Source organism: Microcoleus asticus IPMA8, from assembly GCF_013179805.1.
GTDB classification, from domain to species: domain Bacteria; phylum Cyanobacteriota; class Cyanobacteriia; order Cyanobacteriales; family Microcoleaceae; genus Microcoleus; species Microcoleus asticus.
The window spans coordinates 1-24,035 of sequence record NZ_SRRZ01000036.1; the positions used below are offsets into that span (position 1 = coordinate 1).

The 24,035-nt window shown below is 46.5% G+C and carries 22 protein-coding genes; 11 read left to right on the top strand and 11 right to left on the bottom strand.

Translation table 11 applies throughout. The features are described 5' to 3' along the window. Positions 1 to 322: 322 nt before the first annotated feature. From E5S67_RS11855 to E5S67_RS11865, 3 genes are all read right to left on the bottom strand, one after another. Positions 323 to 979 carry a hypothetical protein gene (locus tag E5S67_RS11855; RefSeq protein WP_172187356.1) on the bottom strand — a complete coding sequence of 219 codons (657 nt, stop codon included), beginning with the start codon at positions 977 to 979 and terminating at the stop codon, positions 323 to 325. A 295-nt stretch (positions 980 to 1,274) separates the two neighbouring features. After that, entirely contained in the window at positions 1,275 to 2,465 is a 1,191-nt protein-coding gene (locus tag E5S67_RS11860; protein ID WP_172187358.1) for a cysteine desulfurase family protein, read from the bottom strand. 85 nt (positions 2,466 to 2,550) lie between these two features. Continuing rightward, positions 2,551 to 2,952 (bottom strand): DUF7682 family zinc-binding protein, encoded by a 402-nt coding sequence (locus E5S67_RS11865; RefSeq protein ID WP_172187360.1) that lies wholly within the window; start codon positions 2,950 to 2,952, stop codon positions 2,551 to 2,553. Positions 2,953 to 3,143: 191 nt separating this feature from the next. Here E5S67_RS11865 and E5S67_RS11870 point away from each other — a divergent pair, with 191 nt between their 5' ends. Next, complete coding sequence (locus tag E5S67_RS11870; RefSeq protein WP_172187362.1) at positions 3,144 to 4,805, top strand: DUF655 domain-containing protein; 1,662 nt, start codon at positions 3,144 to 3,146, stop codon at positions 4,803 to 4,805. Positions 4,806 to 5,006: 201 nt separating this feature from the next. Continuing rightward, positions 5,007 to 5,651 (top strand): hypothetical protein, encoded by a 645-nt coding sequence (locus E5S67_RS11875; RefSeq protein ID WP_172187364.1) that lies wholly within the window; start codon positions 5,007 to 5,009, stop codon positions 5,649 to 5,651. 133 nt (positions 5,652 to 5,784) lie between these two features. Here the strand turns inward: E5S67_RS11875 and cax are convergent, their stop codons facing one another. The 5 genes from cax to E5S67_RS32380 form a co-directional block, all read right to left on the bottom strand. Next, positions 5,785 to 6,885: a calcium/proton exchanger gene (gene cax, locus E5S67_RS11880; RefSeq protein WP_172187366.1), complete on the bottom strand. Its 1,101-nt coding sequence runs from the start codon at positions 6,883 to 6,885 to the stop codon at positions 5,785 to 5,787. A 189-nt stretch (positions 6,886 to 7,074) separates the two neighbouring features. Beyond that, positions 7,075 to 7,533, bottom strand: a complete 459-nt coding sequence (locus E5S67_RS11885; protein WP_172187368.1) for a hypothetical protein — start codon at positions 7,531 to 7,533, stop codon at positions 7,075 to 7,077. Positions 7,534 to 7,673: 140 nt separating this feature from the next. Next, positions 7,674 to 8,297: a DUF6391 domain-containing protein gene (locus E5S67_RS11890; RefSeq protein ID WP_172187370.1), complete on the bottom strand. Its 624-nt coding sequence runs from the start codon at positions 8,295 to 8,297 to the stop codon at positions 7,674 to 7,676. A gap of 48 nt (positions 8,298 to 8,345) precedes the next feature. After that, positions 8,346 to 9,089: an MORN repeat-containing protein gene (locus E5S67_RS11895; protein WP_172187424.1), complete on the bottom strand. Its 744-nt coding sequence runs from the start codon at positions 9,087 to 9,089 to the stop codon at positions 8,346 to 8,348. 44 nt (positions 9,090 to 9,133) lie between these two features. Further along, entirely contained in the window at positions 9,134 to 10,588 is a 1,455-nt protein-coding gene (locus tag E5S67_RS32380) for a hypothetical protein (RefSeq protein ID WP_216670374.1), read from the bottom strand. 229 nt (positions 10,589 to 10,817) lie between these two features. Here E5S67_RS32380 and E5S67_RS11905 point away from each other — a divergent pair, with 229 nt between their 5' ends. The 5 genes from E5S67_RS11905 (at position 10,818) to E5S67_RS11925 (ending at position 15,239) form a co-directional block, all read left to right on the top strand. Beyond that, positions 10,818 to 11,525, top strand: coding sequence for a retropepsin-like aspartic protease family protein (locus E5S67_RS11905; RefSeq protein ID WP_172187372.1), 708 nt, complete (start codon positions 10,818 to 10,820; stop codon positions 11,523 to 11,525). Positions 11,526 to 11,951: 426 nt separating this feature from the next. Further along, positions 11,952 to 13,550: a 2,3-bisphosphoglycerate-independent phosphoglycerate mutase gene (gene gpmI, locus E5S67_RS11910; RefSeq protein ID WP_172187374.1), complete on the top strand. Its 1,599-nt coding sequence runs from the start codon at positions 11,952 to 11,954 to the stop codon at positions 13,548 to 13,550. A gap of 127 nt (positions 13,551 to 13,677) precedes the next feature. Continuing rightward, positions 13,678 to 13,917 (top strand): preprotein translocase subunit SecG, encoded by a 240-nt coding sequence (gene secG / locus E5S67_RS11915; protein ID WP_172187376.1) that lies wholly within the window; start codon positions 13,678 to 13,680, stop codon positions 13,915 to 13,917. A gap of 91 nt (positions 13,918 to 14,008) precedes the next feature. Further along, positions 14,009 to 14,734, top strand: a complete 726-nt coding sequence (locus tag E5S67_RS11920; RefSeq protein ID WP_172187378.1) for a peptidase — start codon at positions 14,009 to 14,011, stop codon at positions 14,732 to 14,734. 37 nt (positions 14,735 to 14,771) lie between these two features. Next, entirely contained in the window at positions 14,772 to 15,239 is a 468-nt protein-coding gene (locus tag E5S67_RS11925; RefSeq protein ID WP_172187380.1) for a bis(5'-nucleosyl)-tetraphosphatase, read from the top strand. A gap of 260 nt (positions 15,240 to 15,499) precedes the next feature. Here the strand turns inward: E5S67_RS11925 and E5S67_RS11930 are convergent, their stop codons facing one another. Continuing rightward, positions 15,500 to 15,997: a rhodanese-like domain-containing protein gene (locus E5S67_RS11930; RefSeq protein WP_339382845.1), complete on the bottom strand. Its 498-nt coding sequence runs from the start codon at positions 15,995 to 15,997 to the stop codon at positions 15,500 to 15,502. Positions 15,998 to 16,451: 454 nt separating this feature from the next. Here E5S67_RS11930 and E5S67_RS11935 point away from each other — a divergent pair, with 454 nt between their 5' ends. From E5S67_RS11935 to E5S67_RS11950, 4 genes are all read left to right on the top strand, one after another. Continuing rightward, on the top strand, positions 16,452 to 17,171 hold the full coding sequence (locus E5S67_RS11935; protein WP_172187382.1) for a hypothetical protein: 720 nt from the start codon (positions 16,452 to 16,454) through the stop codon (positions 17,169 to 17,171). Between the two features lie 17 nt (positions 17,172 to 17,188). Continuing rightward, entirely contained in the window at positions 17,189 to 19,006 is a 1,818-nt protein-coding gene (locus E5S67_RS11940) for a hypothetical protein (protein WP_172187384.1), read from the top strand. Position 19,007: 1 nt separating this feature from the next. Then, on the top strand, positions 19,008 to 20,492 hold the full coding sequence (locus E5S67_RS11945) for a DUF1802 family protein (protein ID WP_172187386.1): 1,485 nt from the start codon (positions 19,008 to 19,010) through the stop codon (positions 20,490 to 20,492). Between the two features lie 352 nt (positions 20,493 to 20,844). Beyond that, positions 20,845 to 21,003 carry a hypothetical protein gene (locus E5S67_RS11950; RefSeq protein WP_172187388.1) on the top strand — a complete coding sequence of 53 codons (159 nt, stop codon included), beginning with the start codon at positions 20,845 to 20,847 and terminating at the stop codon, positions 21,001 to 21,003. A 108-nt stretch (positions 21,004 to 21,111) separates the two neighbouring features. On the opposite strand, the gene E5S67_RS11955 is transcribed toward E5S67_RS11950, so the two are convergent. Both E5S67_RS11955 and E5S67_RS11960 read right to left on the bottom strand, forming a co-directional pair. Continuing rightward, entirely contained in the window at positions 21,112 to 21,984 is an 873-nt protein-coding gene (locus E5S67_RS11955) for an MBL fold metallo-hydrolase (RefSeq protein WP_172187390.1), read from the bottom strand. Positions 21,985 to 22,234: 250 nt separating this feature from the next. Next, a complete protein-coding gene (locus tag E5S67_RS11960) occupies positions 22,235 to 23,521 on the bottom strand; it encodes an HhoA/HhoB/HtrA family serine endopeptidase (protein WP_172187392.1) in 1,287 nt (428 codons plus the stop codon). Positions 23,522 to 24,035 lie beyond the last annotated feature (514 nt).

Here is a 24,035-nt window from a genome sequence, read left to right on the forward strand (position 1 = left end):
AATTATCAACAATAAATATCTCAAAGCCTTATTAGAGCGTACAGAGTCGCTAATTTAGGATGATTGCATTTACGTCATACAGCCTAGTTACACAAAGGCTTTAATTGTTTTTGGAGATGTCTAGTAGATGACAGTTTGTGTAGAGGCGGTTGAAACCGCCTGGTTTCTGCTCTTTGGTTGCTGTCTTCAGGTTTTTATAGGTTGATTTGGTCGAGTTTTTTCAGATAAGCCCTGCCCAGGTTATTTAAGGTTCCTACGTTATTGAACGGGAAAGCCTCAAGATTATAGATTGTTAAAGCAGCGTCATAAAGTGCGATCGTCGTTACAGATTTTCCGCCAGCGAATCGTTGATTCTGTTATTGTAGGCAATAGCCAGATTATTTTGAGTTTGCGTCCATTTTTCGCTTCCCGGTTCCCGATTATTTAAAACTATTTGATAACCTGTAATCGCAATTTCAATATTGTTAGCTCTATTACCGCTGGGAAAGTCACTAATATGAACACTCAAATTTTCAATCAGGCTGATAATTGAGTTAATTGTTTCTGAGTTTTCGCCGTCAATTAACTTCTGGGCTACTTCCAGTAAAATCTCGGCAAAACGGGCATTGAGTAGATGTTGCCGTTGTTCGAGCATGGGGTAAATTACTGCAATATCGCTATTACTATCTTGTTCGGCTCGCAATAATTCTAGGAAAAAGTTTGCATACTCTTGGAAATTTTCACTTTCAGAGTTATTGCTATCTCCGTCATCGTTCATATCGATGAATTGCCATAGCTGACTGGCCAGATTTCGGAGGAAATTAGCGCCATTCTCGCCTCCTTGTTCTGCCAAGGTTGATGCTACTAACTCGCAAGTTTCCAGAAATCCGCGATCGAGCAATTCTGAGTTATCCTGTAATATCTGCGGTTCCTCTCCGTTGGGGCAATTCAGCAGGGTGTGAATTAATTGCAGATAGGCTTGAGCGCGGTTTTCTTCCATTGTGGGGAGTTGTGAATAACACCGGGATTTATTTTATCATGATTGGGGGTGGGATTTTGGGTTTGTTTCTGATTTTTGATGATTTTGACCAAGAATTTCTTGATGGTACCCGCCACGTGATTTATCCGTGGAATCAATCCAAAATCTAAAATCTAAAATCCTCAAGCCCCTGAATTTATCCGTGGGGTCAATCCAAAATCCAAAATCTAAAATCTAAAATCGAATGACCGCAGATGTTAGCTGATGTACGCGGATGGACGCGGATAAATACGGTTATCTGGGCTTGCAGTTAATGTTAACGCTTACATAATGCTACTTTGGGCATTAATCTATCCAAAATTTGCTCGATCGCAATTACTGTCCAATCAATATCAGCTTCTGTGGTTTCTCGTCCGAGAGTTAAGCGAATTCCACCAACGGCGCCGCTTTCGTCATATCCCATTGCTAATAATATCGGACTGGGAGTTAGTTTCCCGCTGCTACAAGCAGAACCGGAACTAATGCCAATTCCTGCTAAATTTAGCTGCCGCACCAGAGTTTTGCCTGTGATTCGGTCTGTATCTCTCTTTTGGTAAGGGCGGCAGGAGGGGGAGACGATGCAAAAACTGACGTGGTGCGGCAGTCGGTAATATCGATCGCCTGTTGGTACTAAACTTGGTACGTGGGATAATCGGTCAAAAAGTCGATCGCGCAATCCAATTAACCTCGGCGTTTCCACATCTATTTCCTGCAAAGCTAACTCCGCCGCCACCCCAAAACCGACAATTGCCGGCAGCGCTTGTGTCCCGGAACGCAGTTTCAATTCTTGACCACCACCGCCCAACATTGGCACTAATTCTATTCCTTGACGCACGTAAAGCGCCCCCGCACCTTGCGGCCCGTAAAGTTTGTGACTGGAAACCGAAAGCAAGTCTACGGGCAATTTCTGCACGTCAATCGGCAGCTTGCCGGCAACTTGAACTGCATCGGTATGAAACATGATATTGCGATCGCGCGCAATTTGTCCCAAGGCCTCAATTGGTTGCAGCGTCCCAACTTCACTTTGTCCGTAAATAATTGAAATTAACACTGTATTCGATCGCAGCGACTCTTGCAAATCCAAAGGATGAATTCGCCCAAATTTATCCACCGGTAGGCGCGTCACTTCCCATCCCAAATGTTCGAGTTGTCGCGCTGGTTCTGCTACTGCGGAATGCTCTACGCTGGAGATAATAATATGCTGCGGCTTTGTATAAAGACGAGCAATTCCCATAATTGCCAAATTGTCCGCTTCAGTGCCGCCACTGGTAAAAATTATCGATTCCGGTAGCGCGTTAATCAAGCTAGCAACCTGCATTCTCGCTAATTCTAAAGCTGTCGCCGCCCTTTGTCCCCACTCGTGCAAGCTGGAAGGATTGCCCCACTGCTGAGTCAGGGCTATTTGCATGGCTTGAATCGCTTCTGGGCGCGGTGGCGTTGTGGCGCTATAGTCGAGGTAAATTTGCATGATTTTAAATAACTAATTAATGAATGAATGTTGACTGTTGACGGTTGACTGTTGTGAGTGGCTACCAATAACCAATAACCAATAACTAACTTCCTGGTTTGCAGACGTTGTAGTCTTCGTGCGACAGAACTTTTTGGGGAATTAAAAAAGTGCCGCAATCTTCACAAAGCATTCTGTAGTTGCGCGTTACAGGAATACTGACGATCAAACGGTTGTGACGCAGGCGTTTGCCGCCGAAATCTCTGTAATTCTTATTTTCTCCCAAAGCTGCTATAATGGCGCGAGCTTTAGTGACTACGTGGTCGGGCAGACCTCTGAGATCGATGATATCTCTAGCAAATGATGCTTCCCTCCGTTGTTTTTTAGTTTGTTTTTCTGCCAGCTCTTCAACGTAATGCTGCTGGGCTACCAACTCTTGCGTGCAGCGATGGCACGCTTTACCATATCCTTTGTGACCGCACGGAAAAATTCTTTTTCTTTTAGCCATAAAGCAGGGGTATCGGGTTTGACCCACGCCCCTGATTGCTGCTACCCTACCAGTGATGCTTCCGGCATCGAGGCAGTTCTACAAGACGCAAAATCTCTTCCCTTGCATAAATTTAATAAGTTGTAACTTTACTTGCTCCCATAGCTTTGAACTGTCGGAAGGCTAATAACCTCTATATTTTTTAAAATTTTGTGGCTGTATTGTATTATCATTTACTCGGTTTCTGTTGTGCTGGGCTGCTGGCGATCAATCTGGCGGGCTGTGGACAAACAAAGCAAGACGTGCAGAATTTACCTCTGAGTCTGGCTCCATTGCCTCAAGACCCCTTGTTGCAAGTATACTTCAATCAGTCGATCGCTTCGAGTTATACAGAGCCTTACCGCCAGCAAACTAGATTTGGAGATGATTTGGAAAAGTTGGTCACTGTTGCGATCGCCAGTGCTGGATCGACGTTAGATGTAGCAGTTCAGGAGTTTCGCTTGCCCAGTATTGCCAGGGTTTTGGCAGATCGGCAGCGATCGGGAATTAAAGTGAGATTAATTGTCGAACAGATGTATAGTCGCCCTTGGAGCGATTTTACAACCCAGGAGTTGGCGAAATTACCGGAAAGAGAGCGCGATCGTTATAGGGAATTTGTCCAACTTGCCGATACCAATAAAGACGGTAAATTGACTGCCGATGAAATCAAGCACAACGATGCTTTGGTAATAGTCAAAGATGCGGGAATTCCTGTAATTGACGATACTGCTGACGGCAGTAAAGGCAGCGATTTGATGCACCACAAATTTGTGGTAATTGACGGCAAAACCGTAATCGTCACTTCTGCTAATTTTACCACAAGCGATATACACGGCGATTTCAAGACCGCAGCAAGTCGCGGTAATGCGAACAATTTGCTGAAAATTGAAAATGCTCGAGTAGCGCAACTATTTACTCAAGAATTTAACATGATGTGGGGCGACGGGCCCGGAGGCAAACCGGACAGCAAATTTGGCATCAAAAAGCCGTTTCGTCAAGTGCAAAAAGTGAGAGTAGGGAATGCGACAGTGGCGGTGCAATTTTCGCCGACAACTGCGACTTTGCCTTGGGAAAAAAGCGTCAACGGTTTGATAAATCGAACTTTGGGTAGTGCGAAAAAGTCGGTTGATTTGGCACTGTTTGTATTTTCGGCTCAGCGGTTGTCAAATACTCTGGAAATTGAAGCTAGGCGAGGAGTTGCGGTGCGAGCTTTAATTGACTCTAATTTTATTTATCGCTCTTACAGTGAAGGTTTGGATATGATGGGTGCGACTTTCATCCAAGATTGCAAGTTAGAAGCTGACAATCGCCCTTGGAGAAAGCCGCTGACTACGGTGGGAGTGCCACTGTTACCAATGGGCGATCGCCTGCACCACAAATTCGGCGTTGTGGACGGCAAAACTGTGCTTACAGGTTCTCACAACTGGAGTGAGGCCGCAAATCACGGGAATGACGAGACGCTGCTGGCGATCGAGAGTCCCACAGTTGGGGCCCATTTTGAGCGGGAGTTCGATCGGCTTTACAAAGGTGCAACCTTGGGAATTCCCGCCCGAATCAAACAGAGAATTGATGCTAAGAAAAAAGAGTGTGATTCACTACAAGCAGCATCAAAATCTGCGAGTGCTAAACCTCAAATTCCTGGTAAAAAGTTAGTTAATTTGAATGCAGCCAGTCAGGAAGAATTAGAAACCTTGCCCGGGGTTGGCCCGAAGTTAGCCCAGAGAATTATTGAAGCGCGGCAACAGCAACCTTTTACCTCTTTGGAGGATGCAGAACGAGTGCAGGGAGTCGGGGAAAAACTATTAGAAAAATGGCGCGATCGAGTAACTTGGTAGTTAAGTTCGTACTCAGGACTTTATTCATGACTCTACCAAGTTCGCAGTCAGGACTTCAGTTTTTCCTTTCGCCACTCAACATCAAGGACTAAAGTCGTGACGGTGAAACTATCCGAGCGACTTTGACAACATATCTCCTCTCAAGTTAAAATAATAACTTGTTAACAAAAGGCTATCTATTAACATTAGAGGTAGAGAGAAATGAAACAGACCCGATTTTTTACAGGGAGGCCAGAAATTAAATTTCTAGCTATTTTGCTGGGGGCAATTTTTTTGACGCTAGCAGCTTTCACAGTCAGCGCCCAGCAGACTAACGAAGCACAATTTAGGGTCAAAAACGAAAATAGTTTTAATATTAATTTGATTCAATTTAAGCGCACTGAATATGTAGGTGCGTGTGCCGGTACTGCGATCTCCCCTGATTCGCAAAGCGCTCGATTTGTTTCCAGCAAGACTCCTCCCGGCCCTAACAGAAGGGTGGTGATTAAAAATGTGACTGAGGGCATGGAAACTAACCCCTATCCTTATACAGATAGAGGTTACAACAAAGGTGAGTTTTCCGAGGATTTTGGATTTAAGTTGGGTAACAGTCACAAAACAAGAACTTTTTCAGTTTTAGAGGGAGAAAATAAGTTTGTCTATGAAATTAAAGAAAATAATCAAGTTATAGACCAGGGTGGGCTTACCGCTGAAGTGTCTATACAAAGTTTGGGTATTTTTCCCCGTCAGCAAATTTGTGAAGAGAAGGTAGAATGTCGGGATACTTCTGATTGTCGCGACAGTAAAGGCAGAAAAAGAAGTTGCAGACGACAGTGTTTTCCTGTTCAAAAGTGTAGCTGTCCGTAATTACTTTGATCCCTAAAATTATTTTCTTTAATTAACGGCAGAAGACAAAGAGAAATAAAAAATCAGAAAAAAGATAAGTTATTTTCTTGGAGGGGCAACCACGCACGATTGCCCCTCCAAGAAAATTGTTGCTTCAAGTAATGGGGTGAAAGTAAAATGCTGCTCCTAACACGATATATGTGGCTAAAAGCAGCACTCCTTCGAGCCAATTAGAGCGCCCGTCTATACTGATTAGATTGGCAATTGTCACTGCAATGGCAACTGCAACTACTTCAAACGGATTGAAGTTTAAATCCATCGGCTGATGAATTACTAATCCGATAATCACCAACACCGGCGCTACCAGCAAAGCAACTAGCAAACTCGAACCCATGGCGACAGAAACTGACAAATCCATATTGTTTTTCATCGCAACTCCCACCGCAGTTACATATTCGGCCGCGCCGCCAACAATCGGCAACAGAATTACCCCTGTAAACAGCGGCGTCAATCCCAATCCTTTGGTAGTTTCTTCGACAACGCCAACGAAAATTTCTGATTCAAAAGCAACGGCAACAGTTGAGGCAACTAGCACTCCTATCCACAGCCACAAATTAGGTTTGTGCGTAGTAGATTCCTCTTTTGTATTTTGAGGATTCTCTGACTCTAGTTCTAGTAAGCCGACTTCGTAAAGATAGCTGTGAGTTTTTAATGAAAATAGCAGAGTTAAAGCGTAAACTGCAATTAGGACGATCGCAGTTATTAAGGAAAGATTCTCTATAGCTGCGGGTTCGACTCCATTGGAGGTGTAAATTACCATTGTCGGCAGCAGGATTGCAATCACTGCTAGAGTCATTGTGGAACCGTTCACCCGCGCGATAATTGGCTTAAATTCTTGTTCTTTGTAGCGTATGCCTCCTAGCAGCATGGAAAATCCCATGACTAAGAGTAAGTTGCTGATAATTGTGCCGGTTATGCTGGCTTTCACAATGTCAATTAAGCCGGCTTTCAGGGCAACTATGGCAATAATTAATTCTGTAGCATTGCCGAAGACTGCATTTAATAAGCCACCTATGGAGGGGCCTGTAACGATCGCCACTTCTTCTGTTGCTGTGCTCAACCAAATAGCCAGAGGTATAATGCCTAAAGCGGATGTGATGAAAACTGCGAGGGAACCCCAGTGCAAATACTCAGCGGCGATGGAAATGGGGATGAAAATTAACAGCGCTATGGAAAGAATTTTTTTGATTGACATAGGAACTCGGATAGTGTACGGCAGTGTGAGGTCGAGTTGTCGGGGCGATCGCCAAGTTGAGTTTACATGATTCAACTGTTGCCTGACAATTCCTGGGGCAAGGGCGATTGGACGTTTTAACCCCTGATGCACACAGATTAACGCAGACAGATATTTAATGAAAGTTAATTTTTTAAACTTGGCAGTTTTCTATCTCAGAAAAAGTCCGCCGTCATTCCGAATCCTTAAAGATGTTTTATCCAAACCTAAATCATTCGTCTCGTCTAATCTTACTTCTACTGTTCCTTCGCCAACAGGTTTCAAACTGGGTTTCAATAATGCGCCATCTGGTCGCCTAAATACAATTGAGGCTGGTAGTGTCAATGCTGGCAGCGCGACTGTTGAATTTTCTGCTAAACTGCGGCGGTTAGTCTGTCCAGCTACCTGATAAAATAGTCGATCGTTGGTTTTATTTGTTAATCTAACATTGACTTTGCCATTGACGGGAACTATCTTGCCGTCAGGAGTTCTTTCTAATTCGTTAGTTTGGGATATTTCGCTAGCAAAAGTCGCATTGTCGGTGAAAGGCAAAAAACTTTTGCCTGGTACGGCTAAGCTGACAGCCAGTAGACTTGCCACCCAGGTTTTGTCGATCGCTAATCTGCACATTTATTTTTTTTGTTAGATGAAGTACGCGCGTGCGAAGCTATCCCGAAGGGAATCGCCCTGGCTTCAAAGCACTAATTAAACGAAGGAAGAAGCAAGAAGGAAGAAGCAAGATTTTCTCTACTCTCCCCCTCCCGCAACAGCTATTCAACCCAACGCACCCGCACAAAATGAGCTTCGCGTCCCCAGAAGTCGTGACTTAAAGTAATATCAACAACACCTAAATTAAACGGAATAGCAGTTGTGACGTAACGCTGAGCCAGAGCTCCCACATCAGGAGCTAACTGAGCCGCCGCCGCTGCTGCAGCTCCCAAACCTAAAAGTTGCAGAATGGGCCCCCGGGGCAGGGCTAAATTGATGCCGACAGCAAGTCCAGCAGTCAGTAGCATTCCCACCGACAAGTTGGTTCCGCAGCGGGGGTGTACAGCTAAATCCCACTCTCCGCTGGCAATCCGCTGCAAAGCCTCGCGCACGGCCTGACGCAACTGTGCAATGTTAACGCGACCGTAAAGATAAAATCCTTGATCTGTGGACATCCCGCCCAATAAATCATTATCGGCTCTTGCTGTCGCCGTACCGCCAGATTGGCTGAGTACCCAAACCGTAGCGTGTTCCAAAGCATGAACTTGGCGCAGAGTCAAGACTTCCTTCAAACCGGGCACAAAATTGAGTTGTCTCAACAAATCAGCATCTTGAGTCCGCTGCGGGGCAAAGTCAAAAGGAAATTGGCTGGCGCGCCAAGAACTAGAAGCAGCATTTGTCGTCATGTCAAAACGCCTCCACTGATGTCAGATGTTAAATTTTAGAGGCTAGATTCACGGTTGAACGCGCTTGCCTGCGCGAAACTCTCCGGAAAACCGTCTGCCTTTAGCATCTGTAATTACTCCTCTACCGTGAGGAAGTCCCTTGCGCAATTCGCCTTGGTAGCGAATGCCGTTTGGGAAGCTGCAACTACCTTTGGCGTCTAGCTGTTCGTTGAAAAACTGACCGTCGCAGCGCGTGCCGTCAGCGCGGGTGAACACTCCCCGACCAAACGGGTTTCCTGCGAAAAACTGTCCGGCGTAGCGATCGCCGCTAGCAAAGATAAATTGCCCTTGACCGTGCGGCTGACTGCTAGCAGCCCCGCCGCCAACTTGTTGAACAATTTCAAATGTTCCCCGGTAGCGATCGCCACTAGCAAAAATAGCTTCTCCCCTAACTATCAGACCGTTGCGGAACTCTCCCACCATGCGGTCATCGTTGGCGAACAGGAAGACACCTTGACCGTTGGGCACGCCGTTGCGAAACTGTCCTTCATAGCGATCGCCGTTGGAGTATACGTATATTCCTTGTCCCTGAGGTCTGCCGTTGACGAAATTTCCTTGATAATTGTCGCCATTCTGGTAGTTGCACTTGACTCTACCGTTGGGGGGAGAGCCTTCGCAAACGGGAGGGCGGTTTTGGGCGGAGTCTGGCGCATTCTGGGCCAATGACTGCTGAATGTTGGCTAGCAGTGAGAGGCATCCTACCCCCGAACTAACCAACATCACTATTCCGAATTTTTGAATTGAGCGAAGCATGACTGTTCTCAATTTTCGTTCCAAGGATTGAGGTAAATTTTTCATTAAACTGGGTTTTGGGCAACTCGGGGAGATTTTTCTCCCACAATTTTAGACACCTCTACACCGTTTTCTTCTAAAACCACAACCGGATCGGCTCCTGATAGGAAATCAACCCGTTTGATCAGCACCTGCCCGCTGGCAATCCGCTGTCCTACTTTGATATATCGACTTGTTGGCTCGTTAGGTGCTTTCACAATTACCAGTATGTCATTACCAACTCTGACTACGCCACTAACTTCAACTCCTTTGGCATTGTCTGTCGAAGGCGGAGGCGGTGGGGCTGGCGGAGCCACTGGGGGGGGTGGCGGGTTGGGGTCTTGCCAGGAGGGCGGCGGCGTTAATTCTGGCAGCTTGGGTAGACCGGGCAGTTCTCTGGTGGCGATGTTGGGAATACTGGGGGGGCTGGGGGGGCGAGCAGCGATCGTTGGGGATCGTCCCGGTGCTCCCGGTGTTCCCGGTCGTCCCGGTGCTCCCGGTCGTCCCGGTGCTCCCGGTCGTCCCGGTGTTCCCGGTCGTCCCGGTGTTCCCGGGCGTCCCGGCGCCGTTTGGGGGCGTGCGGTCGTGCCTCTTGGGAATGGCGGTATAGATGGTAGTCCGGGTATAGATGATGCGGGAGCTGCTGCTATATCTGGGGAGCCTGCCGGTCTAGCTCCCGGGCGTCCGGGGCCGGCTGGCTGCCGTCCGGTGGTGCCTCTTGGGAAGCCCGGTAGGGAGGGCAGTCCAGGTATAGATGCAGGATCTCCTGCTATGTCTGGGGAGCCTGCTGGTCTAGCACCGGAGCCTGCTGGTCTAGTACCGGGGCGTCCGGGGGCTGTTTGGGGACGCGTTGAAATTGGCGACCTCCATTGGGGTATGCGGGTTAACGGCAGGTTGGGAAGACTGGACACCTCTACGGGGCTTTGGGTTTGGGGAAGTTGGGCAATTGCGCCGCCGCCCGCTGCGCTTGGGCGCTGTGCTGGCGTCCACTGAGGGGGGTTTCTATCATCTGGCAGCTTGGGCAGATTTGGCACTTCTCGGACAGGCAGGTTGGGGAGTTCGTTGCCCTGCGTCCCGCCGTCTGTTCTGATCGGTTGAGGCGGAAGGACTGAGAATGGATCGTTTGCTTTGCCGGGGATGGGGGTCTGTCGAATTGCCGTTCCGTTTAAGTCCGGTGCTGTCTTTTTGGCCTGGATGTCTGCTTGAGCTTGTCTTGCTCGTTCGTCGGGGTTTGTGGGTCGGAGCAAGCCGGGGGGCTGGGCCGCTACTACGGGGGAGGGAAATGTCTGGGCTGCTGGGGCGGGACTTGCCGCGGCACCGGGAGTTCCTGGAGCGTTGGCGGCCGGTGACGGAGATGCTGCACCGGGACTGAGAGTAGGACTAGGAGTGGGACTGGCCGTGTTGCCGCCCCCGTCGCCGCCACATCCCCCGATCGAGAAAGCCAGCATTCCTATAGTTGCAAAATATAAAAGTTTACGCATTGCCGATCATTCCCAAACGCCTGACTTTTAAGTGATCCAAATGGCAAGTGCAGTTGATGCCATTTGCCGCTTTTAAGTTTACCTGTGTTTGATGGTATGCGATCGCTTGAAAATTGCCAAGCTTTCCTGATGATCTGATGTGGGAGCTGGCGATCGGTTTTCGGGAGCAGGTTAGGATATCAATGGCGGTGGTTCTTCAAGATCTTGAATCAATCAAGGCATTCCTCTAATGGCAAAAGTGATTCTCAAGCGGATTTGGCGATCGGGCATTGTTTCTGTGGCCGTTTTGGCTGCTGTTGGCTCGGTGGGGGGCGGCGAGCTACATTCTCATTCACAGGGGGCAGCATTCTCAACAATACCTAAGAAACCGGGTTTGTTGACGAAAAACCTAGGATTTCAGGTGATCCCACAGCCTGAAACCAAGGTGATGACATTGGTGTCCGATGTGAGAGCCCAGCAGCTCGATCGCACTTTAACAGCAGGATCGGGAGCCGCAACAGGCAATGTTTACTCTCAGTTTCGCAGGGGCCCCTCAAATCCTGGTGCTCGACCGCCGGCGGCGGGGAATCAAAAGGTATTTCAAGCTAAAATCAAGCGCCGCGCTGGCGGGACGCCGGTGATAGACGTGGTATTTAACGGCAACAACACTTTTGAGATGATTGTCGATACCGGGGCGAGCGGCACTTTGATTACTCAGCGGATGGCTACTGCACTGCAAGTGAAACCCGTGCGTACCGTGAGAGCGGGGATCGCTGACGGTAGCGTTGTCGAGTTCCCGATAGGCATGGTGCGATCGATTCGGGTTGGGGGTGCTGCGATCCAAAATGTCGAAGTGGCGATCGCCAAACAGATGGAAATTGGTCTGCTCGGTCACGATTTCTTTGGCAATTACGATGTCAAAATTAAAAAAGATGTTGTAGAATTTTATGTCCGTTGAAAGTGAGCCGATTCGGAAACGAATTTTTGCTCAACTCGTTTAAAGTTTTTCGCAGCGCAGTCAAAGCTGTTTAATTTATTTCTTGAGGCTGTAGCAAAAGTTCGCCATCTGTGGTATTCTTCTGATTGTTTCAATAGCAACCGACCGTTGAACAATTCATGAAAATGCGACAAGAAAAGCACGGTCGCTGTTGGTGAGATCGGTAACAGTCTCCGACTGTGGATTCACAGTACAAGGCAAGGCAATCCATTAAACAATTCGCAAAGCAGGTCGAAATTAGTTCCCAAAATGCTGTGGCTGAGGGAATTTTGGTTGGCTTTGTTCAGCCGGAGCGTAGAAAATATGTAAACTGATTAGCGGAAGATGTTCCGCAAAATCGGAAATCATGCAAATCGAGAAATTAATTATTCTAAATAAGGTATTCGCATGGCACAAGCGTCTGTATCTCCTGTAGTGCTGATTATTCTGGATGGCTGGGGTTATCGTGAAGAAAAATACGGAAATGCGATCGCAGCTGCGAAAACACCCGTGATGGACAGTCTCTGGGCCGCTTATCCCAGAACTCTGATTCACACATCGGGCCGGGCGGTAGGGCTTCCTGACGGACAAATGGGCAACTCAGAGGTCGGCCACTTGAATCTGGGCGCGGGCCGCGTGGTTCCTCAAGAGTTGGTGCGGATCTCGGATGCAGTGGAAGATGGTTCTTTGCTCAACAACCGGGCGCTGGTTCAGCTTTGCGAGAAAGTGCGCCTTCAGGGCGGCAAGTTGCACCTGACTGGTCTTTGTTCCGAGGGCGGGGTTCACTCGCATCTGAGTCACATTTTGGGTTTGCTGCTGCTAGCAAAGGCACAGGGAATTTCTGATGTTTGCATTCACGCGATTACAGACGGCCGCGATACTACTCCGAAAGAGGGTGTAGAAGCTCTAGCAAAGATTGAAAGTTATATAGAAAAGGTAGGGGTCGGTCGGATTGCGACCATCAGCGGCCGCTACTACGCGATGGACAGGGACAAGCGCTGGGATCGGGTGCAGCGCGCTTACGAGGTGATGACGACTGAGGGTGCGCCTGACGGTCGATCGGCTGTTGATGTGTTGCGGGCCTCTTATGCTGAAGGAGTGACGGACGAGTTTGCTATTCCGACTCGGATTGCTCCGGGGGCGGTGGCATCCGGGGATGGGGTAATTTTCTTTAATTTTCGCCCGGACAGGGCTAGAGAATTGACTCAGGCTTTTGTGTCTCCCATTTTTAATGGGTTTGAACGGCAGTTAATTGAGCCGCTGGCGTTTGCGACTTTTACTCAGTACGACCCGAAACTGTCGGTAATGGTGGCTTTTGAACCGCAGAATTTGAACAATATTCTGGGCGAGGTGATTTCTAAGCACGGTTTGCAGCAGTTGCGGACGGCGGAAACTGAAAAGTACGCTCATGTGACTTATTTTTTTAATGGGGGTCTGGAAGAGCCTTTTATAGGAGAACACCGCGAGTTGGTGCAGAGCCCGATGGTGGCGACTTACGATGAGGCGCCGGAGATGTCAGCGGCCGTGGTGACGGATGTGGCTGTGGCGGGTTTGGAAAAGCGGATTTATTCGTTGGTGGTGATTAATTACGCTAACCCGGATATGGTTGGTCATACGGGGATGATGGGTGCGACGATAATTGCGATCGAAACTGTGGATAAATGTTTGGGGCGGCTGTTGAGCAGCATTAGTAAAGCTGGGGGAACGGCAATTATAATTGCTGACCACGGAAATGCTGAGCAGATGTTTGACGATAACGGGAATCCCTGGACGGCTCACACGACTAACCCGGTTCCGTTTATTCTGATAGAAGGCGAAGGTCTGAAGATTCCGGGTCACGGAACGGATGTTCCTCTGAGGACGGACGGCTGTTTGGCGGATATTGCGCCGACGATTCTGGAGCTGTTGAGGTTGCCTCAGCCCCCGGAGATGACGGGACGATCTATGATTGAACCGGCTAATTTTGAAGTTCGCGCCAATCGCACTCCGGTGCGAGTCCGATTGTAGGAAGGCTCGGCGAGATTGAGCTACAGGTAGGGGCACGGCGCCGTGTCCCTAAGCGAGTTTGTGTGCGATCGACCGAATTTGATATAATCATTGATTACCGATTACTAATTACCAATTACCCCAGATTATGAATATTGTTTCTGTTTTACAAGCTATCTGGTCTTTGTCTGCTTTAGGACTTGTGGTTTTTGTATTGCTGCACAGTCCTAAAGGTGATGGCATTGGAGGGATTGGCGGACAAGCTCAATTGTTTACCAGCGCCAAGAGTGCAGAAACGAGTCTGAACCGGATTACTTGGGGTCTGTCTATTGTTTTTATGGGTTTGACGGTGATTTTGAGTGCTGGTTGGTTGACGCCTAAGTTATAAGATTCGGATTTTTAACCGCAGATGAACGCAGATAGACGCAGATAATATCAAGTTCATCTGCGTTTATTTTCGTCTATCTGCGGTTGCAAAAATGCGGTTGTGGAAAGTTACGGTAAAACCCCGATTGCTGGCTGGTTTGGGATTGGCTTTATGTTGTTTTAGCCTGATAATTTTTACTCAGGTTAATACTCCGGCAGCGAGTGTTTCTCCTCTCCCGAAGACTTTGCCAAATCCACAGGTTCACCCTTTGCCGCCAACGCTGGCAAATTGGCAAGATTCCACGGATAGCGGTGATTATTTTGACCAGGTTAAGCCACCGAATTTCGGTCATTTGCTGTGGTCGAAGTTTCCGATTCAGGTTTATGTTGAGCGTCCAGTTGATGCTAATAAGTCTGAAGAATGGGTGGGGGCTGTGTTGGATGTTGTCCGGGAATGGGGGGTTTATTTGCCTTTGGAAGTGGTGGATAGTTCGGAGGTGGCTGATATTAGGATTTTACGTCGCGCTCCGCCTTTGCGTCAAGGGGTGTTGCGATCGCGATCTGGAGAGGCTACCTATGAATTGTACGCCCGTCGCGATGGGGATAAAACAGTTTTATCTCATCGGTTTTCGGTTTATTTGAATCCCAATCAAGTGGGTAAGTACGTTCCGGCGACGGCGCGCCATGAGTTGGGTCACGCTTTGGGAATTTGGGGCCACAGTTTGATAGAAACTGATGTCCTTTATTTTTCTCAAGTGAGAAACCCTCCGCCTATTTCGGCTAGGGATGTCAATACTTTGAAGCGCGTTTACGAACAGCCGACTCGGTTGGGGTGGTAATTTTAGTTTGGATATGTAAAATTGTGTCGGTAAAAAGATGAAAGATGAAGCTTTTGGTATTGTGCCAGTTTTTGCGACTGAAACTGATAGTTTGTTTTTGTTGATTCAACATCAAGCGGGACATTGGGCGTTTCCTAAAGGTCACGCGAATCAGGGAGAATCTGCGCTAGAAACGGCGAAGCGGGAGTTTGAGGAGGAAACTGGCATCCGCGATTGTGAAGTGCTTGAGGAGCCTAGTTTTGTCGAACGTTATTCCTTTGTTAAGGAAGGGAAGCCTAGTTCTGTGGAACATTATTCCTTTGCGAAGGAAGGGGAATCAATTGAAAAGACTGTTACTTACTTTTTGGCTTTTGTAAATTCAATGGAAGTTCAGTTGCAAGTAGAGGAAGTTCAAAATTCGGCCTGGAGTTCCTTTGAAGATGCAGTTAAGCTGATTACTTTTGATGGGAATCGGCAAGTTTTAAGGGAAGTCAAAGCATTTTTGGACGCGAGGAAGGAGTATTAATCAGTCTTGGACGCACACACTTGTTTATGTAGGGTGTGCATTGTTCAGTTTACGCTATAAGTAGCCTGTCAAAGCACTTTTTGCGTCCGCGACTGTTAATATCTAGTCAGGTTATACGATCGCAATTAAATTTGTAGTAAGGACTTTAGTGCTTAGTGACTGCAAGCTTTAAGAGAGAGATCGAGTCCTTACTACAAACAAATTATTTTGTTAAATACCCAACTTCTTCAATAAGTCGGGTATCTAGGTATTCTGTGTGATTATTTGTTGATTTTCTGGGCTTCGGCGTGGTGTTGCAAGCGAGAAAAAACGTTGTAGGCATCGGGGCCGGGATTATTGTGTTCGACTGCGCCGTCGATGGGCCCGTCGATGGCTTTCCAAGCTGGAATTCCGCCTTTTAGTTCGGCTACTTTTCTAAAGCCTGCTGCGCGGAGAAGATTAGCGGCTTCGGCTGTTTGTTCGTCGTTTTCGCCGTAGATGTAGATGTCGCGGATGGGTTCGAGGCTGGATTTTGCTCGCTCTACTAAGTCGTCGATTGGCATGGGTACGGCGCCGGTAATGTGACTTTTGCCGAAGCTTTCAAAATCACGAGCGTCGATGATTGTTAATCCGGGTTCGCCCCAATCTAACCGAGCTTTGAGGTCGTGGCTAGATGCTTGAGCTTTTAAACCGGGAGGGGTAGGAGTTAAATCGGGAAGTTTTTCTTTGATGTCAGAAATTTGGTCGGGAATCTTTTTCATGGGTAAACTATTGTTCAATGTTTTGATTTCCCTTACAATTTAACAAGATGTGTCGGTTGAATTCGTCTTTCTAAAGGCAGAATCCGGCATTGAACTAAAGTCGCAGTTAAGCTGGGTTGCGGGTGGTTGACTAAGGTTGGGATCGCTACATTTGTTGAGGTTGCTAAGTTGTCTCAGGCGCGTATCGAGATTGTTTTGATTGAAAAGAGCGATCGCTCGTATTGACTGCGGATAATTTGAAGTGCGATAAGTTATCCAACATTCTATTTTATCAATTCACAAGTTTTTAGTCAATCTTCATATTCTTTGTAATCGAATTTTACTGTCCTGATGAGTGACAAAATTATTTAATAATGAAATCTGCATCAGTTATTCGCAGGTTCGCCGGCGTGCTTGCGGAAAAGTTTAAATGTTTCCCAGCAAGGTTTCTGGTAGAATTTGATAGTAAAAACAAGTATTTAAAGGTATGGATATGTCTGAGAATGATGAAATTCCAGTGTCTAAAACTCTGACACCAGAAGAGCAAGCGCTTTGGGATGCGAAGGCGAAAGTTCGGGTACTGCTGAATTTGTGGGATTTGGGCGGCGGGAAGATGAAGGTGAAAAAGGGGGATTTGACTAAGCGGATTGTGCGGACTAATGAGACGAGTCAGAGATATGTGGAAGTGCTCGGCGATTTGCAGGCGACTGGGGCGATCGAGTATTCGCTGGTAAATCGGGTGACGCTGGTGGAATTGAGCGCCAAGGGGAAAGAAGTTTTAGCGGAAGGCTTGAAAAGTAAGGATTCTCTGTTTGAGTTTGATGGTTCTCAAATTGGTACTCGGCTGGGAAATTCTTTGTTGAAGTGGATTCGGCATCAGGATAGTGTGGCAAGTGTTGGGGTTGAGAAGGGGAAGGCGGATGTAGGGGCGATCGCATCCTATGAGGATTTTAAGTCCCAAGCCCTTGCCCTATTTGAGAAATTGGACAAAGGCTACAACTACATGGGACTTGTCCCAATCTGGCATCTGCGCCGTGAGCTAGGGGAACAGGTTAGCCGGGAGAATTTCAAAGACTTGATTATGCAGATGCAGGCCGATCGTTTATTTTATCTCCAAAGTGGAGAGGCTCGTGGAGCAACTGATGAACAAAAACGAGACTCCATCAGTGACGACGTAAGAGGTCTTTTATTTTTCGCTAGCAAACCATCTTGAGATTGAGGCAGGAAACAATGACTGATCCGTATACGCTGTTTGAAGAAGCACGCAAGCAACAAGCCAATCCTTTCGGATTGAAACCCGTCGTAAGCGCGGATGAGGTTTGGGGTGAAGTTGAGACTAATCTCGCTGATCTCAATCAGCAGGTTGACCAAACAATCTATAAAGCAATTTCTGAAATACGCCAAAAGTATTCTAATAAAATCGGGATTGCAGTCAAAGGAGATCTAGGCACAGGTAAAAGTCATACGATCCACCGAATCTGGAAAACTATTGAGCGTGAGGGGGGAGCTGTATTTGCCTACATCCCTCAATTTACTAACGCTAGTCGAATTGACTCCCATGTGCGCTTCTATCTTTCACTCAGCTTTAAGCACCAAGATGTCACAGGAGTAACGCAATGGCAGCAACTTGCTGCATCTATGATTGCGACTCTTAAGGGAACAGAATTTGAAGAAAAATACCAGCTTTATCTTGAAAAATGCAATCATCCTGAAGAATTAAGGAAATTCCTCATTCAAAATCTCAGCCAAGAGCAACGGTTTCAATTTATTGATGAGGTAGTCGAAGCAATCTTAGAATCTCAACATGACCTCGATTTTAATTTTTTGAGAGCAGTTTTATTTCTCCTATTTAAAAATGCTCCAATTGCTCAAATTGGTATGGCTTGGATTCAAGGTATCGATCATCCTGAAACTAGGAAAAAGCGTTTACCAGAGTTTTCGCAGCAAGAACAAGATGCAAAATCTATTTGGTTCATAGAGCAAATATGTAAGCTTGCTAGAGTTTCATCACGACCAGTATTGATTTGTTTCGATCAACTGGACAAAGCTAGTGTAGGGGCTGACTGCGGAGATAGCGCAGCTCAAATAGTAGCTAGCTGCATAGATAGAATTTACTTTCAATGTAGCAATGTACTTCTCCTATGTTGCGTTATTAGTGACACATGGAGGGAAATTAAACAAATGGGAAGTGGCATACCCGATCGTGTAGGACAAAGGTCTGTAACTACAAACCCACCTACTGCCGATCAGATGTTAGAGCTTGTTAAATTGAGGCTAGCTTGGTTTCACAGCAAAAATAATCTCAATTCTGATGCTTACCCGAATTTATATCCTTTCGATGCTAATGAAATCAGAGGTATTGCAAGTAGATCTGCTAGTGTGCGAGACTTGATGACATGGTGTGCTGAAAAATTTGATTCAGTGGAAATTGTAAATCCAGTTATTCCGATAGACCCGCTCGATAAAAGACGGCAAGAGTTTCTGGATGCTTATAATGAACTCTTGAGTAGAGTTTCAGTACCCGATAGAAACGATGACCTGTTAGCTGCTATTATTGGCTCTACAATGGTCATGATTCCTAAAGGTGGAACAGAAAATGTAATAATTATTTCGGTTACACCTATTAAGGAGGGAGGTCACGATCTACATTTGATTATTGAGGGCTACGATTCACTTCAACAAAAAACAGTAAGAATTGGAGTCAGAGTTTCCGAAACTTTGACTGGCATGACATTCAATGCAGTAATGCAACGACTATTGAAATATACCAAACATAACATTACTCGTGGTTGCTTAGTCCGCTCAACACCTGTTCCTCTAAGTTGGAAGAAAGGCAAACAGCTTGAAGAGAAACTTGTACAGGAACAAGGAGGTGAAGTTGTTGTTCTCAAAAAGGATGAGATCAAGCCTTTAGCAGCACTTCATCAAATTTATCAAGAGGCTGAGAACTACGGGTTTACTAAGCAGGAAGTGATTGACTTCGTTCAAGAATTAAACCTGGCTGCTAAAAATCCACTACTTTGTGAAATTCTAAGCGCTCCTACTTAATATGAATATTGGAATCATTAAGGGTATTCAATTACCAGCTTGTGATGTTGACCTGCTAACATTAGGCAGGCTAATTGCTGTACCATTTAGGCAAAATATCAGAGAAGGTGAGGTAATCTGGCTCTATCCCAGTCAACATCTTCCTGATAAACTTAGCCTCGCTCAATACTATCAGACTCAATATTTGACGAAGGCTGAAAGTGTATTTGCTGAACTTCAAACATATCCTATTCAGATTAAAGTATGGGCGCGTTGTGAATATCATTGGCGGATTAATTCACAGCAAAAGTACCTTCTAGAGAAGATTGCAAAGTCAACGGTTTGGAAATTGGAAGCTTTGGAACATATTTTTGAACAATACCAAGTTCTCAAGCTATTGATTTTACGAGTTTATCGCCTGTCTAATCCTTGCGTAGTCAATGTGCAAACAGAGTCAGGAGCCTTCTATTGGCCGCAGCATGACGATGTGATGGCAATCAACAGCGAGAGTGATACTCCGGTGATTTCTGAAGCTAATTTTTATCAGCGTAAAGCTCTCTTGGTGGGTGGAGAAGTCTATCCTTATAAAGATTTAGAAGCTTTGCAGTTGCAAATTGAGCAAATTGGTAGTATCAACTTAGCTGCCAATCAGCTCAACGATGATATCAAAATGTTTTTAGGTTGGTCGAAAACTTCACCAACAACACAATCAGACCCCGATTTAGCATGGATAAGTGCGATCGCACTTATCGGCAACTCTAGCGACGGTAATGGCTTTGAAAAATTAGTCCGCAAGAGTTGGATCAAGCTAGGTTTTGCCAATTCTAACAGTAATCCGAAAGCTAGTCTCAATCCAGAATCAACAGGCGGCGCTGGTGGTTTGGATTTTTATTGCGAGACTCCCTATCCAGTAGCGGGAGAGTGCAAAGCTAGCAAACATGAAAGTGTACCTAATAGTGTCACCGCTCAATTGGTTCATTTAGGCTTGACTCACTTGGGTCAAGATAGGTTTGATCGAGCCGTTAAAATGATTTTGGCGGCTGGGCCTTTAACTAATCCAGCTAATCAAGCAGCTATTGGTAGTAAAATGAACGTAATCCGCCCGGAAACATTGCAAAAGCTGGTTGAACTGAAAGCTAAGCAACCAGGTTCGATCGATTTATTACAGTTAAAACCTTGTTTAGAACAACAGCCGTTTGGTGAGGAAGCCGATGCTAAGGTTAATAGCTATATTGACGAGGTGTGGGAAAAGCTTAAAGTGCGATCGCACGTTCTTTGTATTCTGAAAAAGTATTTAGAAACTACAGGTTCTGAAAGAGCTAGTGTTGATGTTCTGATCGGTGCTTATTCAATGTCTAAGCCGCCGAAGAAGTTGTCCCGCGAAGAGTTGCACGAAATGTTAGTAGAACTTTCTTCTCCGCTGACAGGTTATGCAGGGCGAATTAAAGGCGAGAATTTAGGGGGCGATCGCTTTTATTTCCTGCGCGACTTGTCGCTAGAGGATTGAGATACATCAAGGGCGATTCCCTACCCTTCGGGAACCCCTGCGGGAAGATAGCTTTGCTTCACCCACTTTATCCCATCTTCTACACAGCATCAGGATTTACGCCAAATTCCCGTAACCTCGCCCTCAACCTTTCAGCACCTTGTGCAACTGTTGGTAGATGTTTCCTCAATTTTACGCAATTCACCTGCAACAGCCACTAAAAAATAGCTAATATCTGCCTCTCAAAATTTTGTACATCTCTGGCAATCTCACAAACAAGTTAGCCGGGAATTACTGGCGATGTTAATGCCTCAGTGTTTTGACGCTAGTAACCATTAATAAAACCAGCCAAAATTTGACCTGAAACTTGAGCTTGAAAGGACTTAACCCACCCCCCAAAGCTCAAGTTTACACTTACAGCCAAACGAATTTGCGGGCGATGGCCCATCACAGCAATTTCGGTGTCAGCGCCAGTTTTCAGGCAACTTATCTCGCTAATTCTATCACTTTGGTTGCCATTCCAAAGGCTTAATACCCAATCCACCTTAAATATCCCCTCTTATTCTTAGTCGCCCTCGGCTCGTCGGAATTTGTGTGTATAGGATTGGCTACTGCCGAGGATAGAAGGGGCTTTAAACCATTAAGAATCGACCATCCAAGCAACACATTTCCGCATTTGATTGCTCATTGTTTGTCGATCGGCATTATACCTGCGGCCGTGTCCCGGCAACACCCATTCAAACGAGTAATTAGCCAAATTCTGCATAGATTTGATTTGTTCCGGCCAAGAATACCAACAGACTTCGTGAAAGCCAACTAGCTGCTGAAAACTTTCCGACCAAGCAAGATGATCGCCGCTGAACAAAAACTTGTTATTGTAAAGCAAAACTGTGTGACCTTTCGTGTGGCCGGGAACAGGTATAATCAACAAATCATCGGCTATTTGATGCGGTTCGCTGCCCCCCAATTGAATTTCTACACTGCGAGTACCCGCGTTAATTTCGTCAGTATGGAGAATGCGATCGCACCCAAAATGATCGTGATATTTTTGATGGTCTGCTACGTCGTCGCGGTGAGTCAAGTACAGATAGCGAATGCCCCCCATTGCTTCTATGTTTTTGACTAGCGGCGGCACAAAACGGGGAGAATCAACTAAAATATTGCCCTCTGGACGGACAATTAAATAGCTAGCAGCACCGTAGGATTGCTCTGAGTGGTAGCCGCAGTGATAGACATTTTCAGCTACGAGAGCGGGCAACTGTTGCTGAACTTGTTTGATGTTTTTGGGTTTTTCAACAGTGCCGATGGAACTTGTGGGACAAGACAAAAGAGCCGCGAGCGATCGCACTTCTTCCATCTCGTTAGTTGGCTGGTGGTAAACAGCAGACTGTTCTCCATCTTGAGTAAATACTTCAGGTGCCATCCACCGACAAGTATCGCAGTCAATGCAGGTACTGTCTACATAAAAGTTACCGTTAATATTTTCAGTACGCCTCCGATTAATGTTAGCCATTGTTCTACCTCTTAATAACCCATATAAACTATGGTAACTTACTATAACGAGTACCCCCGACATCCCGCCGGAGGTTTAAACCCCCGTATCACAGCACAATCCGGTTAAAACCGGCTAATAATTACTCCCTATTTATTGACATTAGCTTAGTATCAGTCCTCTTGCATAGGACTGATACTTTGAGGCAGGGGTTTAAACCCCTGCCGGACTCTTGCTTGTGCGTGCAAGATATAAGTTTCAATCAACAATGCTACCGCTCCTGGGCCGCTGGAAAAGCACCCGCTTTCACGGCCACAGTAACAGGTTGTCCGCTGCGGCTCACTTCAAGCTGCAGATCGCTGCCCACTGTACTTTTCTCGACAATTTGCTGTACGCTGCCAGCATCGCTGACTTCTGCACCGTTGATTTTCTTGATCACATCGGCAACGCGAACTCCAGCTTGTTCTGCCGGAGAACCTTTGGCAATTCCCAAAACTAACACGCCTTTATCTTCAGTCAGCCTCAATTTGGGGTTGGGATTTTTATTGAATTCTGCCTTGACTTCGGGAGTAATGCTCAACATCCGAACGCCGAGATAAGGATGTTCGGCTTTTCCGGTTGTTACTAATTGGTCAGCAATTTGTTGTGCTCGATCGATCGGAATCGCAAAACCCAATCCTTGAGCGCCTTGAATAATTGCCGTATTCATGCCGATAACTTGACCGCGCTGATTCAGCAGCGGGCCACCAGAATTGCCGGGATTGATCGCAGCGTCGGTTTGAATAAAGCTGACGCGCTTGTCGGGAACACCGACATCGGCGCTAGAACGGCCTGTAGCGCTAATAATGCCCACAGTCACAGTATTGTCCAAACCGAGGGGATTGCCGATCGCGATCGCCCATTCTCCCGGCTCTAATTCTTCAGATTTGCCCAAACTCACCACAGGCAAATTGGTAGCTTCAATTTTAACAACAGCCACATCAGTAACTGTATCTACGCCTAAAACTTTGCCGACAAAATCGCGGCCATCCTTCAGTTTTACCGTTACCGTATCCGCGCCATCAACAACGTGAGCGTTAGTCAAAATGCGACCGTCGGAACCGATGACAAAACCAGAACCAGAACCCCTTTCTACCCGATTTCCCGGCTCAATCGGTAATTCCGAACCGAAGAAGCGACGGAATTGCTCGGGGATCTCATCTGGAACTTGGTTCCTCACCGTGCGAGACGAATTAATCCGCACCACTGCCGGGCCGACTTCCTGCACAACTTTAGTGACAAAATTAGAGTCTTGAGAGGGCAATATATTTGCAGGTAATGCTGAGATTGGCGCTGCACTTGCCGGTTCAGCTTTGATGGCGTTAGAACTTCCAGGAACTTGAGAAGTTAGGGCGTTGCACCCAACTGTTGCGGTCGAGCCGAGCAAAAGTAGGGATAAAAAAGCAAGTTTTTTCGGCAAATAAAAACGGCGAGAACGCTGAGAAGCAGGCATATCTTTGGTTGACATAGTATTGATTTGGTGGGAGTTAGAGCGAGAGTTATAATTATGGTTTTCCATTTTTAGCACCTACTGTAATTAACTTAGAACTAAATGCTCTTTAATTTTAATTCAAGCATTAGTGAGATCTGCTTGACTGGTAGGGTTTACCCTACAAGCTGGGGTAGAAACCCGACAAGTGCAGGCAAATTGTGTGTGGATTCCAGCTTTTGAGTGCGATCGAACTGAGCCAGCATTGGAGAATTGCCTCAGATTTCAATAATCAAGACTACGGCTGCAGGCCAGGATATTCCGCATTGGCATGAAATGTTGACTGAATTGATATCCGAACTCTACAACAGTCCTGGAATCACAAAAACCTGGTCAAGAGTCAAAATCTTGGTTGTGAGCGATCGACGTTCACGTAGAAACAGGGTTTTTGACCCCGCCTGCATCGAGGACAGCAGCTAAAGCACCCGGAAAGCCTAAACCTAAAGCAGGAAGTAAAAAACCTGTAATGCCTCAAGCTAAAGTACCAACTCAACCTCAGCCACAATAGCCGGCAAAAACTCCTTTAAAAGCTTAAATATGAACC

What these genes read in the sequence shown, in the direction of transcription:
- E5S67_RS11855 (WP_172187356.1), bottom strand. Translation starts at nt 979, where the DNA reads ATGGAAGAAAACCGCGCTCAAGCCTATCTGCAATTAATTCACACCCTG.
- E5S67_RS11860 (WP_172187358.1), bottom strand. Translation starts at nt 2,465, where the DNA reads ATGCAAATTTACCTCGACTATAGCGCCACAACGCCACCGCGCCCAGAA.
- E5S67_RS11865 (WP_172187360.1), bottom strand. Translation starts at nt 2,952, where the DNA reads ATGGCTAAAAGAAAAAGAATTTTTCCGTGCGGTCACAAAGGATATGGT.
- E5S67_RS11875 (WP_172187364.1), top strand. Translation starts at nt 5,007, where the DNA reads ATGAAACAGACCCGATTTTTTACAGGGAGGCCAGAAATTAAATTTCTA.
- cax (WP_172187366.1), bottom strand. Translation starts at nt 6,885, where the DNA reads ATGTCAATCAAAAAAATTCTTTCCATAGCGCTGTTAATTTTCATCCCC.
- E5S67_RS11885 (WP_172187368.1), bottom strand. Translation starts at nt 7,533, where the DNA reads ATGTGCAGATTAGCGATCGACAAAACCTGGGTGGCAAGTCTACTGGCT.
- E5S67_RS11890 (WP_172187370.1), bottom strand. Translation starts at nt 8,297, where the DNA reads ATGACGACAAATGCTGCTTCTAGTTCTTGGCGCGCCAGCCAATTTCCT.
- E5S67_RS11895 (WP_172187424.1), bottom strand. Translation starts at nt 9,089, where the DNA reads ATGCTTCGCTCAATTCAAAAATTCGGAATAGTGATGTTGGTTAGTTCG.
- E5S67_RS32380 (WP_216670374.1), bottom strand. Translation starts at nt 10,588, where the DNA reads ATGCGTAAACTTTTATATTTTGCAACTATAGGAATGCTGGCTTTCTCG.
- E5S67_RS11905 (WP_172187372.1), top strand. Translation starts at nt 10,818, where the DNA reads ATGGCAAAAGTGATTCTCAAGCGGATTTGGCGATCGGGCATTGTTTCT.
- gpmI (WP_172187374.1), top strand. Translation starts at nt 11,952, where the DNA reads ATGGCACAAGCGTCTGTATCTCCTGTAGTGCTGATTATTCTGGATGGC.
- secG (WP_172187376.1), top strand. Translation starts at nt 13,678, where the DNA reads ATGAATATTGTTTCTGTTTTACAAGCTATCTGGTCTTTGTCTGCTTTA.
- E5S67_RS11920 (WP_172187378.1), top strand. Translation starts at nt 14,009, where the DNA reads ATGCGGTTGTGGAAAGTTACGGTAAAACCCCGATTGCTGGCTGGTTTG.
- E5S67_RS11925 (WP_172187380.1), top strand. Translation starts at nt 14,772, where the DNA reads ATGAAAGATGAAGCTTTTGGTATTGTGCCAGTTTTTGCGACTGAAACT.
- E5S67_RS11935 (WP_172187382.1), top strand. Translation starts at nt 16,452, where the DNA reads ATGTCTGAGAATGATGAAATTCCAGTGTCTAAAACTCTGACACCAGAA.
- E5S67_RS11940 (WP_172187384.1), top strand. Translation starts at nt 17,189, where the DNA reads ATGACTGATCCGTATACGCTGTTTGAAGAAGCACGCAAGCAACAAGCC.
- E5S67_RS11945 (WP_172187386.1), top strand. Translation starts at nt 19,008, where the DNA reads ATGAATATTGGAATCATTAAGGGTATTCAATTACCAGCTTGTGATGTT.
- E5S67_RS11955 (WP_172187390.1), bottom strand. Translation starts at nt 21,984, where the DNA reads ATGGCTAACATTAATCGGAGGCGTACTGAAAATATTAACGGTAACTTT.
- E5S67_RS11960 (WP_172187392.1), bottom strand. Translation starts at nt 23,521, where the DNA reads ATGGAAAACCATAATTATAACTCTCGCTCTAACTCCCACCAAATCAAT.